This window comes from Leptolyngbya sp. AN02str (assembly GCF_050565595.1).
Taxonomy (GTDB): domain Bacteria; phylum Cyanobacteriota; class Cyanobacteriia; order Elainellales; family Elainellaceae; genus Kaiparowitsia.
The window spans coordinates 98917-111222 of record NZ_JBNXVR010000009.1; the positions used below are offsets into that span (position 1 = coordinate 98917).

General features: G+C 52.0%; 11 protein-coding genes. 6 read left to right on the forward strand and 5 right to left on the reverse strand.

The window, feature by feature from the left end; genetic code table 11:
• Positions 1-108 precede the first annotated feature (108 nt).
• From ACQ4M4_RS09255 to hetZ, 3 genes are all read right to left on the reverse strand, one after another.
• Complete coding sequence (locus ACQ4M4_RS09255) at positions 109-2409, reverse strand: transglutaminase TgpA family protein (protein WP_430684204.1); 2301 nt, start codon at positions 2407-2409, stop codon at positions 109-111.
• A gap of 156 nt (positions 2410-2565) precedes the next feature.
• Complete coding sequence (locus ACQ4M4_RS09260) at positions 2566-3330, reverse strand: hypothetical protein (protein WP_430684205.1); 765 nt, start codon at positions 3328-3330, stop codon at positions 2566-2568.
• A gap of 244 nt (positions 3331-3574) precedes the next feature.
• Complete coding sequence (gene hetZ, locus ACQ4M4_RS09265) at positions 3575-4912, reverse strand: heterocyst differentiation protein HetZ (RefSeq protein ID WP_430684206.1); 1338 nt, start codon at positions 4910-4912, stop codon at positions 3575-3577.
• 21 nt (positions 4913-4933) lie between these two features.
• Here hetZ and ACQ4M4_RS09270 point away from each other — a divergent pair, with 21 nt between their 5' ends.
• On the forward strand, positions 4934-5404 hold the full coding sequence (locus ACQ4M4_RS09270; RefSeq protein WP_430684207.1) for a hypothetical protein: 471 nt from the start codon (positions 4934-4936) through the stop codon (positions 5402-5404).
• Positions 5405-5658: 254 nt separating this feature from the next.
• On the opposite strand, the gene ACQ4M4_RS09275 is transcribed toward ACQ4M4_RS09270, so the two are convergent.
• Positions 5659-6408 (reverse strand): peptidylprolyl isomerase, encoded by a 750-nt coding sequence (locus ACQ4M4_RS09275; protein WP_430684208.1) that lies wholly within the window; start codon positions 6406-6408, stop codon positions 5659-5661.
• A 297-nt stretch (positions 6409-6705) separates the two neighbouring features.
• Positions 6706-7272, reverse strand: a complete 567-nt coding sequence (locus ACQ4M4_RS09280; protein WP_430684209.1) for a photosystem I assembly protein Ycf4 — start codon at positions 7270-7272, stop codon at positions 6706-6708.
• Between the two features lie 584 nt (positions 7273-7856).
• On the opposite strand from ACQ4M4_RS09280, the gene psbD reads away from it, so the two are divergent.
• The 5 genes from psbD (at position 7857) to hrcA (ending at position 12236) form a co-directional block, all read left to right on the forward strand.
• On the forward strand, positions 7857-8915 hold the full coding sequence (gene psbD / locus ACQ4M4_RS09285) for a photosystem II D2 protein (photosystem q(a) protein) (RefSeq protein WP_430682604.1): 1059 nt from the start codon (positions 7857-7859) through the stop codon (positions 8913-8915).
• On the forward strand, positions 8899-10281 hold the full coding sequence (gene psbC / locus ACQ4M4_RS09290) for a photosystem II reaction center protein CP43 (protein ID WP_430684210.1): 1383 nt from the start codon (positions 8899-8901) through the stop codon (positions 10279-10281). The genes psbD and psbC overlap by 17 nt, the downstream gene beginning before the upstream one ends.
• Positions 10282-10470: 189 nt before the next feature.
• The gene (locus ACQ4M4_RS09295) at positions 10471-10629 is read left to right on the forward strand and encodes a PCP reductase family protein (protein WP_430684211.1); all 159 of its coding nucleotides are present in this window, start codon (positions 10471-10473) and stop codon (positions 10627-10629) included.
• A gap of 100 nt (positions 10630-10729) precedes the next feature.
• Complete coding sequence (locus ACQ4M4_RS09300) at positions 10730-11074, forward strand: rhodanese-like domain-containing protein (RefSeq protein WP_430684212.1); 345 nt, start codon at positions 10730-10732, stop codon at positions 11072-11074.
• A 79-nt stretch (positions 11075-11153) separates the two neighbouring features.
• Positions 11154-12236, forward strand: coding sequence for a heat-inducible transcriptional repressor HrcA (gene hrcA, locus ACQ4M4_RS09305; RefSeq protein ID WP_430684213.1), 1083 nt, complete (start codon positions 11154-11156; stop codon positions 12234-12236).
• Positions 12237-12306 lie beyond the last annotated feature (70 nt).

Below are 12306 nucleotides of genomic sequence, written 5' to 3' on the forward strand. Positions count from 1 at the left end.
ATGTCTAGAACATTACCGCATTTCTCAATTGCATCCCTGAAAGGGGTGGCACTTCAGCATGTCGGGTGCATTAGCGCTAGTGTTAACGCACCCTGACCTAAACGGGTTCTAGGCTTTGCGGCGCGATCGCTTTTGCAATTGGTGCAAGCTTTGTCGGAGCGATCGCAAGTCGGGCGTGTGGCCACTGTAGCGCCAGCGCACATAGGCGTGAGAAATCGCCTCAATCAAGCTGGCTTGCGCCATGGGTTGGTGGGCATAGGCTTTTTGAACAAACTCCAGCGGAGTCTCAGCCGGAGACTTGTGGAGTCCCTGTTGCGAAAGCCATTTCAGCATTTGTTGGTACAGGGCCTCGGGCGGAGGCAGCTTGGAGAGCCAGCGACGATAGCGCCATTGCGAAAGGCCACTCCAGCCCAGCCAACTCAGAAATCCTAGTAGGGTGAGGAGCACCAGACTGGCCAACACGCCAACCCAGCCCCGATTAAACAACGCGGTTAGCTGAGCGATCGCCCATCCCACCGCATTCAAAAACACATCGACAATGCTCTCAAATAGCCCCACAACGGGCGAAGGAAGCCAGCCCGCAACCCAGTTCCATAGACGACGCAGCACTCCAAACGTTTGCGACTCTTCGGCTGAACTGGGCACTGCCTCCATGCCAGGAATGGGGTTAAACGCAAACCAACCATACTTGTTGAAGTACACCTCGGTCATGGCGAAGGCATCGGTGTTGCGAACGACGTAATACCCTGTAAAGGGGTTGAACTCGCCGGGTGCATAACCCGCCACCAGCCGTGCCGGAATACCAACCGATCGCAGCATCACTGCTAGCGTGGTCGAAAAATGGTCAGGATACCCGCCTTGATATTTGAATAAAAAGGCATCGACCATATCTTCGTTGTCTTCAAAGAAGGGCAGACTCGGCTCGACGCGATAGTTTTGCTTGAGATACTGGGTGAGATACAGCGCTGTTTCATAGGGATCGGTGAGGGGATTTTCGGATCGTGCCAAAATTCGTTCGGTCTCGGCTCGAATTTTTGGGGCGATCGCCTCGGGCAACTGGAGGTAATTTTGAAAAATATCGGCGGGGTAGTCGGGGGCACTTTGGCGCAGCTGGGTACGATCGCGATAGGGCACCTCAGACACCACGGTATAGGTAACGCCGCTGGACAGAGGAACGGGCGATCGCAGCGCTCCTTCAGCATCCACTCCCACTTGCCGAGTTGGGAAGTACAGCTCTTTGGCCTCGTACAGCGTGGGGATCAGGTTGGGAAGATCGCTCACGACGGTAAAGGACTGCACCACCTCACGCCGCTCTCCCAACGTTACCGACCACGGCAAGTTAAACCGAAACGTCCAGCTAGGACGGTCTAGCTTTTCAATTTCTTCATCGCTGCTGCGAGATACTTGCCATCCCTGGCCGGTATAGCGATCAAACGCCATCACTCGCCAAAAGCCTTCTGCTTGCGATCGCACCCGCATCACCACCTTGGGTACCATCTCGCCCCGCAGGTTCATGTTGATCTGGTTGCTAAAGCCGTAATAGAAATCTCGATCGACATCGCCAGGGCCAGTGCGGGGGCTACCCATGCTGCCGCCCACCACTCCACCAACGCCATCATCCGATCCTTCGGCATAGCCCGGATTAATCACCGTGCTGCCGTCAAACTGACCGTCAAAGTCAATCGGGGTGCTGACCGGAAATGTGCGCAACTGGTAGCCCGGAAAGCGCGGCATCACCGCAAAGATCACCAGGCCCAGCGCCACGATCATCACCAGCACTCGCCCCACTTGCCGAGGCGGTAGTTCTAGAGATGCTTGCCGCAGCGGATGCGGCGTTAGCCCTAGCCGAGACCGATAGTCCAGCACCATGACAGGAATCGCCAGTGCCACAAAGGCCAGCGCCAACGGCGCAAACCACAGCGTTTGGCTCAAGGTGGCCGCAACTCCCATCAAGATCAAACCAATCACGACGGAATATCCCAAATCCTTCCGTCGGGGAATATCGAAGCTGTGGAAGACCAAGAGCTGAATCAGCAGCTCAGCCAGAGCCAATCGGGAATCGTTGCGATCGCCCAATAGCCTCACAAAGAAAGCGGCTAGCGATCCCAACATGGCGATCGCAATACAAAACTTGATGGGAATATTGCGCTTATGTCGTCGGGTATGACTCCATACGGCCCCAACCGCGCTCACAGGCACCGCCCATAGACTAATGCCCAGCGCATCAGTCACATCGGCGGCCGCCACATCAACCGCGATGATCCCCACCGATACCAGCGCCTGAACCATCACCCGTAGCAAAATCGATTCTTCGGGTGGTTCTTTGGGAATTTGAGCTAATCGCTGCCGAATCGCACGAAGGCTAAAGAATTCCTGCGGTCTACGCTTGCCACGGTTGATTGAGGTCATGCCAGCCATACGGTTGAATTTGCTTCTTACCAATGCTAGCCAATCTCGCACCAAAAAGCTGTGAGCCTGCCCGTATTCAACCTAGGCCCAAAACAGGGAAGGATTGACATCTAGTGCCAATCCTTGAAGCCACGAAATTCCAAACATGCGGTTGCGCTAGGCCGCACCAATCAACTGAATCGCAAAGGTCAGACCAGGCTCGTCTGTTTGAGCCAACTGAACATTCAACGGATAGCTTTGGCCAACTTCCAGGTCAACCTGGGTAACAACGGCATCTCCGGCGGTGGTCTGTTGATATATCGATTCTTTGCCATCGTTGCCCAAGAAAACAACGGTGCCCGCACACGGAAGCGCAACCTTGACCATCACAGTCCCAGCAGATACTTTTTCTGCGGTCAGGCACAACGGCCCTGCTCCAGTTTGCCACTCGCGGGTGATCTGGGGCTGTGTTGCCGACAGCTTAAAAGTCAGCGCATCTAAAATCTCACGGGCGGCCATGAGTGAAAGGGCCATCTTTTGGGTTTCGGTAGCTGCGTCGTACTCACTGGGGAATCCAACGTCTTGCATGTTGGGCAGCGTTGCATTGGGGGAACGGGCAGGAGCTGTCAACACCCAACCTGCCAGGTCGTTTAAGGTTTGATCTTGGTTGGGGAAAAGGGTTTCGACAACTTTGACGAGTTTGGCCCCTTCTCGCAGGGATGATTGCATCATCACCTGGCACTGACCCAACAGGCGCTCCAGTACCGATTCGGGCAAGGTTGTGGGTAGGTTGAGCGATCGCAACTGCTGGAGCCAAATTTGAAGAGCGGTTGGCTCTGCTTCATACTCGAGCATCTCGCTCTCCCAGGGAAAGAGAGGAGGATTGCTTTCAATTTCGGTGCGCAGTTTCCGTTTTAACAGCGCATAAAAACGATCTTGCACAGCAGGTATGTCTCCTGGTTCGAATAAGGGCGTAGTTTGAAGTGATGAGGATGCCGACTCAAGATAGCTACTTACGTAATCTTTCGCAATTTTGGAGCCCGGCAAATCGAAACGGTTGATTGAAAAACTTGGCTTGTTGGGCCTTGTTTGTTCAGCCAGATGGCTGAAACTCCCTGATGGCTTGACATTAAACGAGTTGAGGTCGTTAAACAGCCAAGTCAGTAATTTCTCGGCTTCTGACTCATTATTCATCACCCGAGACTCGTGCTCCGGACATTAAATCGTTTCTTATTTCCCAGGCTTGTTCCAGTAGTTTAGTCCATTGTTTCTGAAACTGGTTCACGGTACAGCCCACGGCTTGAGCGATCGCCACATCCGATTCTCCTGCCTGCTTCAACCGTAAAATTTCGGCCTGTTGGGGTGTAAGTCCGTCCAGCAGCACTTGCCACTGCTGCTGCGTTAATCCGAGGTTGCGTTCCAAATCTGCTTCTAGCCATTGATGCACCAGCTCCCAATGGTGAGAAAGCGCAAACCGAATCAGATGGTACTTAAACCGTTGCTGCAAATAGTCGCGTTGGCGTGGCGTTAGTCCTAATATGGCTTCGATTTCATTGGCGGGCAAGTCTTGGAGCCGGAGAGCAAAGTAATCGGCACAATCCTTCTGTTGCCGCTCTTCTAAATAAGCCATCAGTTCGTGAATGACGGTATCGCGCAGGGTATCCTCAGCCAGTTCTGGCTCTTGCGCCACCATTTGTTCGCGCACCTGCTGCATCGAGGGGCCATTCCGATTTTGATCGGATTCAGAACTGGCCCCTTCGGCCGCTTGTTCAATATCCACCAGGGTTTCGGGTGGCTGCTGCTGCGAGAAGGTTTGTGCCCGTAAAATGATCAGCTGCTGGCTACGACGCCCCGGTAGGGGAATGCGCCGTTTGGCATAGCGTTCGGTAAACGCCATGTACTCTGCCAGCTCCAACAAGGTACGGGGTGAGTAGTTGGCTGGTAGCTGGTTCTCTCGGCGAAATGCATTGATCGCCTCTATATAAAAGCCCTGAAGAAAGTCTTCGATTAGCCCTAATCGAGCTTGGTAGCTAGCCTGTACCTGTGGCGGCGTAATGTAACGATAAACAACCGCGCTCAGCGTGCTGTGTAGCTCGACCCGACCGCGTCGAGAACTGAGCTGATAGTACTTCAGGCACTGCTTAAGCCGATGACGAGCCAAGGCGGTAGACCACGACTCGATCTCCCCCGATGATTGAATCCGTTTGCTTTCTGAACAGATGCGAGTCACCTCGGCTGCAATCCGAGTTGCGACGTCGCGGCAGTTCTGATCAGATGCTCGTGTGGATTGCTTGAGTTCGCTGCAAAGCAGCTGGAAGATTTCCTCCACGCTGTTCCCACTGTCTCCCTGATGGATTTGCCGAAAGCTGAAAGTTGGTAGTGCACCGATGTAGCCAGCGCCAAACCGCATTTTCCGGTTTGAGCACAAGCACGGCTCTTTCTTGATTCGGGGAATCTCTCCCAACATCAGGAGAATATTGGTAGCCGTCTGCTCTAGACTGTTGAAGAACAACCGTAGAGCCACCTCACTCCCGACCGAGACGACATGGATTTAGACCAGCAAATTCAAGAACTGATAGAACAGGCTCCCCAAGATGGAGTAACTCCCGATGCGGTAAGGGCGATCGCACCAGTGTTGAAGCTCATTGCTGGACAGTTGAAGCACCCACAATACTTTGTCTTGCAAACCCTGGATGGTCGCTGGATTATGACCACCCTGAGTCATCGCACCCAGCCAAACACGCAGAAGAATATGTTTTATGCTTATGCCGACCTTAAGGATGCAACGGCTAGTCCCTATGCCAAGGATCCTCAAGTCGTTGCTTTGCCAGTCGCAGCGACACATATCCTGTTTCAAATGGTAGCAATGACAACGGTGGATAGTGCAATTTTCTTTGAAACTTCTGGCAATGTAAATTCAGGAACCGAGGTTCTACGGTCAGATGTTCAAAATTTGATACAGGCTCATCTGCAGCAGTTTAAACAAGGCAGCCGGCCTCCTACGGATATTGCCTGACCGTTGAGATTGAGTTGTTGATTTTGAGCCACGGCAAATCTGTGTCTCAGGAAATAGAAGCCAAAGGTTCCCAAGTATGGAGGAGCTACCCGAAGAGGAGCTACCCGAACCATGAGAGCTCCAGATGAAGTCCATAAGCTCTGATACGAAGCGACGCAAGTCAACAAGAAGCCTATAAACGACATCGGGAGTTTGCTAGCAGCAAACTCCCGATGTCGTTTATAGGAAAGGTGCTTGGGGCTCAGCGAATCTACTTAGGATGCGCCGTTGGTGAGATTTTCTAAGCCAGAGGTGACAACCGCCGATTCGATGCGATCGCCCTGCTGAATTTGGTCCACAACGTCCATACCGCTTGTGACATAGCCAAACACAGCATAGTTACCATCCAAGAAGCCCAGATCGGCCAAAGCAAAATAAAACTGGGATGATGCTGAGTTGGGATCTTGTGATCGCGCCATGGCAACGGCTCCACGAGTATGCCGCAGCGCCGGAGCCCCACTTACCCCTGCCTGCTCCATTGTTTGACCATACAGAGGCGCATCTGCCCCACTCGGTTTAATTTCGAGAGGAATGTAGCGAGGCTGCCCCGTTGCTGGATCGACAAAGCTACCCGTGCCGAGCATATTGGCAGGTACGCTCGGATCCTTGCCTTGCGGGTCGCCGCCTTGCACCACAAACGGCTGAGGTTGCCGCACAACTCGGTGAAATACCAAACCGTTGTATACTCCGCGGTTCACCAAATCAACAAAGTTGCCTGCTGTGATTGGCGCATCGTCGCCATTGAGTTCAATCGTAATTTTTGAGCCCTTAACGGTTAGCTCAACTGTAGCCTTGCCATTCAGGCTTGGCAAATTTGCATAAGTATTAGTCATGGTCTCCGAAGCCTCGGCTGAAGATGGTGAATCAGCGACTGAAGAGCTATCAGCCTGAGAAGTACATCCAGTAAGTAGCAAAAAGGCGATCGCTACAAACGTGACGAGCTGTTTGCCAAAATGAAATCGCATAGAAAAAACGACCTATATTTAGCAGGTGTCTCTAGATTGCAGGCGAAGAAAACAATATCTCAGCCTTGCTGCACAGCAAAGCGCACACTGTCATACTGTGCCCGTACCAGACTAACACTTTACGCGCCGCCAGTCCTTCCTTCGCCGATAGGAGCTCTTCATAATTTGAGTGGCGTAGGCTTTGTCTGCGCCACTCAAATCCTCACCTAGATATCACGGCCCTTGCTTTGCCTTTTAGAGCTGCTTCAACATTTTGAAGAAGCGAGCTGAAGAAGTGGGCAAAAGAAAGAACAGAAGCTACAGCCCCTCTAAAGGAACTCCTAAAAATCGTGCCAACTCAGCACCTTGGTTTTCTAGCTGAGATAATGGCAACGGTTGACCCACTCGAGTAAGCGGCAGCTCTCCTTTCCCCTTGACTCGTAAGTACAGTGCCCGCCGAGGATTCAACCCATCCTTAATTGCAACCCGAATGGCTTGCACATCCTCAATTTTGTGCGTTACTTCAATCTTGCGATTTTTACCTGGAAAGCCCCGGCGAAAGACCTTTGCAGTCCCCGAATTCTTGTCAAACTCGTTGAATCCGCCACCTACATCCCACAAAATCACCAGCCATAAATAAGCTGCGAGCAGGGAACCGGCAACTCCATAGAACCCCATCGCAATACCCTGAGGCACAAAAATCAGCTGAGTCGGATCGGAAAAGGGCAAAAAATTAACCTTGGTGTAGCTCGAAATACTCGCTAACAGAAACCCAACGCCACCAACCGAAATAACCATTGCCCACCAATAGTTGCTGAATCGGCGCGAGCCCAAAACAGGCTGCCGTAGGACGCGATTATCCGTTGATGTAACAGAAGTGGACATAGGACAAATCTTAGATATCAAAACGTCAGAGTTAACAAGCTGTAGTGAACAGCAACGATGCGTGAATGACCTCTAAGCTATTCAATCGCAAACACAGCACTACATATATAGATCGTATAGATGACATGGCCGCAAGCCTTGCCACAGCACTGCAAAACCACCTGAACAAGCCAGAAGCGAGCATCAATCCTAGTCCTATCCTCGCCTAGATTGACACCAATTGCGTCAAGAACCTGCAATCTCTCAGCTTTAACCTGTAACCCAAGCTCCTAAAATGGCTGCAAAACCTTGAGAATGCATCAGAATGCATCTCCTTCCGCAGGTTCGCTCTAGGGCCAAATTACTGAGAAATTACGTATCAGATTGTAAAAAAAATCGTATGTCCCTATCATATACAAGTAATAAGCTCTTCTTGGTAAGGCGTATCTCCCGAACAAGGTACGCATCCATGCACCTTCAAGCCTCGTTCTTGCCGGGTGCATTGGCCAAGCTCAGTGCAAATCCTCCCATTGAGCCAACGTCAATTTGACGGCCTTTGGTTCGTATAATCGGGAAAATCAAAGCCATATTAACGAGGATATGAAATGACCATAGCAATGGGACGAGCGCAAGCCAATCGAGGATGGTTCGACGTCCTCGATGACTGGCTAAAGCGCGACCGATTCGTCTTCGTGGGGTGGTCTGGCATTCTGCTGTTCCCTTGTGCCTACTTGGCCTTGGGCGGCTGGCTTACCGGCACCACCTTCGTCACCTCGTGGTACACCCACGGGTTGGCATCTTCCTACTTGGAAGGCTGTAACTTCTTGACTGTTGCCGTATCGACCCCTCCCAACAGCTTGGGACACTCCCTGCTGTTTTTGTGGGGACCCGAAGCTCAGTGGGACTTCACCCGCTGGTGTCAACTCGGCGGTTTGTGGGCATTTGTGGCCCTGCACGGCGCCTTTGCGCTGATTGGCTTCATGCTGCGTCAGTTTGAGATTGCACGCTTGGTGGGCATCCGTCCCTACAATGCGATCGCCTTCTCAGGGCCAATTGCCGTATTTGTGAGCGTGTTTTTGCTGTACCCATTGGGACAGTCAGGATGGTTTTTTGCACCCAGCTTTGGGGTGGCAGCCATCTTCCGTTTCATCTTGTTTGTGCAAGGGTTCCACAACTTTACCCTCAACCCCTTCCACATGATGGGAGTGGCTGGCATTTTGGGTGGTGCACTGCTGTGCGCGATTCACGGAGCGACCGTGGAGAACACCCTGTTCCAGGATGGGGACAAAGCCAACACCTTCCGCGCGTTCAACCCGACCCAGTCGGAAGAGACCTATTCGATGGTCACCGCGAACCGATTCTGGTCACAGATATTCGGGATTGCGTTTTCGAACAAGCGGTGGCTGCACTTCTTCATGCTGTTTGTGCCAGTGATGGGTTTGTGGATGGCGAGCATTGGGATTGCCGGGTTGGCCTTGAACCTGCGGGCGTATGACTTTGTGTCGCAGGAATTGCGCGCGGCAGAGGACCCCGAGTTTGAGACCTTCTACACGAAGAACATCCTGCTGAACGAGGGCATCCGGGCTTGGATGGCACCTCAAGACCAGCCTCACGAAAGCTTTGTATTCCCTGAAGAGGTACTGCCACGTGGTAACGCTCTCTAATAATTATGTCGCTGGAAATCGCGACCAGGAGTCCTCGGGCTTCGCGTGGTGGGCTGGTAATGCCCGCCTCATCAACCTGTCCGGCAAGCTGCTGGGTGCTCACGTAGCCCACGCTGGTTTGATTGTTTTCTGGGCAGGCGCGATGACTCTGTTCGAAGTCGCACACTTTGTTCCTGAAAAGCCCATGTATGAGCAGGGCTTGATTCTTCTGCCTCACTTGGCAACCCTTGGTTTGGGTGTGGGTCCCGGTGGTGAAGTCGTGGATGTTTTCCCCTACTTTGTCGTCGGTGTGTTGCACCTGATCTCGTCTGCCGTCCTTGGTTTAGGCGGTATCTATCACGCTGTTCGTGGTCCCGATACGTTGGAGGAGTACTCCAGCTTCTTCGGCTACGACTGGAAAGACAAGAATCAGATGACCAACATCATTGGTTATCATTTGATTCTTCTAGGCGTTGGTGCATTCTTGCTCGTGTTCAAGGCCATGTTCTTTGGCGGTGTGTATGACACCTGGGCACCGGGCGGTGGCGACGTGCGCGTCATTACTAACCCAACTCTCAACCCTGTTACCATCTTTGGCTATCTGTTGAAAGCCCCCTTCGGTGGTGAAGGCTGGATCATCAGCGTCAACAGCATGGAAGACATCATTGGTGGTCACATCTGGGTTGGCTTTATCTGCATTGCTGGCGGTATCTGGCACATCCTCACTAAGCCCTTTGGCTGGGTGCGTCGTGCCTTTATCTGGTCTGGTGAAGCTTATCTTTCCTACAGTTTGGGCGCTTTGTCCCTCATGGGCTTTGTTGCCTCTGTGATGGTGTGGTATAACAACACCGCTTATCCCAGCGAATTTTATGGTCCTACCGGTCCTGAAGCGTCTCAGGCTCAAGCCCTGACCTTCTTGATTCGTGACCAGCGCCTGGGTGCAAACGTCGGTTCTGCTCAAGGTCCTACTGGTTTGGGTAAATACCTGATGCGCTCTCCCACGGGTGAGATCATCTTTGGTGGTGAAACCATGCGCTTTTGGGACTTCCAAGGTCCTTGGTTGGAGCCTTTGCGTGGACCCAACGGTTTGGATCTGGACAAGATTAAGAACGACATTCAGCCTTGGCAAGCTCGCCGTGCTGCTGAGTACATGACTCATGCTCCTCTGGGTTCGTTGAACTCTGTGGGTGGTGTGGCCACTGAAATTAACTCAGTGAACTTCGTGTCTCCTCGGGCATGGCTGGCAACGTCTCACTTTGTGTTGGGCTTCTTCTTCCTGGTAGGTCACCTGTGGCACGCGGGTCGTGCTCGGGCTGCTGCTGCCGGTTTTGAGAAGGGGATCGATCGTGAGACCGAACCTGTATTGGCAATGCCTGATCTTGACTAATCACAGCTTGGCTTCACGCTAGGGAAAAAGGCCCCAATGGGGGCCTTTTTTCATCTAGCTGTTTGCCTTGAGAGGGTGCTGTGGGAGCGATCGCCCAAAGGCAAGTTGGGTAGCTAGCAAACCGTCAATCTGTAGTGAGAGGAACAGTAGTAAAGTGAAGTTACACAACATCGAAATTTGAATTCAGCTATGCAATGGACCCCAGAAGCAAAAGCGAAACTGAATAACATCCCCTTTTTTGTGCGGGCGCAGGCCAAAATCCGAATTGAGCAAATGGCACGCGATTTCGAACAGCCAACCATTACAGAAGAATTGGTTGAACAAGCTCGACAGGAAATTGGTCAGTAGGTTTGTCCGAACGACTTTCTAAGAATTTTTGCTAAATTGGGTTGCCTCTAATACAAAAACGTTTCCCCAAAAACTTGTGAGTTTGTTGAATCCCTAAAACATGAAACCAGAGTTTGCAGAGATCACAGTTCAAAACCTAGCGCAACGGATGGTTGAGGCTGATGCTCAGCTTCAGCTCATTGATGTACGAGAGCCTGAAGAGTTGGCTGTTGCAAAACTTGATGGGTTCTTGAACTTGCCACTGAGCCAGTATGGCGAATGGGCGTCTCAAATTCACACGCATCTAGACCCTACCGCTGAAACCATTGTGTTATGCCATCACGGCATGCGTTCGGCTCAGATGTGCCAATGGCTTGTGAGCCAGGGCTTTACTCATGTGCAAAACGTGGTGGGTGGAATTGATGCTTACTCAGCTTGTGTAGATTCCGCAGTGCCCAGGTATTAGACACTACGAATGGACAATCCCTGTCAGGCTAAATTACGATCAGGCCAATAGGTTTTAGAAAGTTTTTATTTTGGTTACGATGCCGATTCAAATTTCGCTTAACAATCGACAACAGCAAGTGCTAGGGGCGACCGTTCGCCAATACATTGCAACGGCGCGCCCAGTCGGTTCCGAAGCTTTGGTGGATGGGTTTCAGCCTCGGGTCAGCCCTGCAACGATTCGCAATGTGATGGGGTATTTAGAAAAGGCCGGGCTGCTGTATCAACCGCATACATCCGCAGGCCGGGTTCCCTCGGATTCTGGGTATCGTGTCTATGTGGATCAACTCATAATCCCCTCTGAGCAATTGGCAAAACAGGCCGATCGGTTATTGTCCAATCGCTTGGATGTTGAGGGCTGGACGGTGGAGGCCATGCTGCATGGGGCAGCTCAGATCCTCTCTACGCTCAGCGGTTACATTTCGCTGGTTACGATGCCTCTGGTGAGTAAGGCTGTGTTGCGGCATTTGCAGCTTGTGCAAACCGATCCTAGCCGCGTGATGCTCATTGTGGTGTTGGATTCTTATGAAACCCATTCAACATTGTTTGACTTGCCTCCTGTGCCGTCGGGAGAATCTGCTGATGCGGAGTTGCTCGATCGTGAGCTTCAGATTTTATCCAACTTTTTGACCCAGCACTTGAAGGGGCGATCGCTTGGGGATATTGCTACCCTGGATTGGAGCGATCTCGGTCGTAAGTTTGATCGGTACGCAGACTTGCTGCAAGACTCACTGCTCGATCTCAACCAGCGCACTAAGAGCACCGTATCTTCCCAGATGTTTATTACTGGTGTGGCGGAAGTGATGAAGCGCCAGCCGGAGTTTTCCGAAATCCAGCAAGTGCAAACGCTCATGCAGCTTTTGGAATCGGAGCGTGAGCAACTGTGGTCGCTTATTTTTGATTCAACCGAGCTGGAGGCCGGTGAACGACGGGTAACGGTTCGCATTGGTGCCGAAAATCCGCTAGAGCCAATGAAAACCTGTACTCTTGTGTCGGCAACGTATCAGCGAGGTTCTGCCACCTTTGGTAGTGTGAGTATGCTGGGGCCAACTCGCATGGTGTACGAAAATGCGATCGCCCTTGTGGAAGCGACCGCCGATTATCTGTCGGAAGCATTAAGCTAACAAACCCTTGGGGTTTACTCAAGGGTTGAGTACAAATCTTGGTCGCAAATTTCCAATGGCTCATTGGAGG

Bases quoted from the DNA above. Each gene is read 5' to 3' on its own strand.
- ACQ4M4_RS09255 (WP_430684204.1), bottom strand. From the start codon at position 2,409: ATGACCTCAATCAACCGTGGCAAGCGTAGACCGCAGGAATTCTTTAGC.
- ACQ4M4_RS09270 (WP_430684207.1), top strand. From the start codon at position 4,934: ATGGATTTAGACCAGCAAATTCAAGAACTGATAGAACAGGCTCCCCAA.
- ACQ4M4_RS09275 (WP_430684208.1), bottom strand. From the start codon at position 6,408: ATGCGATTTCATTTTGGCAAACAGCTCGTCACGTTTGTAGCGATCGCC.
- ACQ4M4_RS09280 (WP_430684209.1), bottom strand. From the start codon at position 7,272: ATGTCCACTTCTGTTACATCAACGGATAATCGCGTCCTACGGCAGCCT.
- psbD (WP_430682604.1), top strand. From the start codon at position 7,857: ATGACCATAGCAATGGGACGAGCGCAAGCCAATCGAGGATGGTTCGAC.
- ACQ4M4_RS09295 (WP_430684211.1), top strand. From the start codon at position 10,471: ATGCAATGGACCCCAGAAGCAAAAGCGAAACTGAATAACATCCCCTTT.
- ACQ4M4_RS09300 (WP_430684212.1), top strand. From the start codon at position 10,730: ATGAAACCAGAGTTTGCAGAGATCACAGTTCAAAACCTAGCGCAACGG.
- hrcA (WP_430684213.1), top strand. From the start codon at position 11,154: ATGCCGATTCAAATTTCGCTTAACAATCGACAACAGCAAGTGCTAGGG.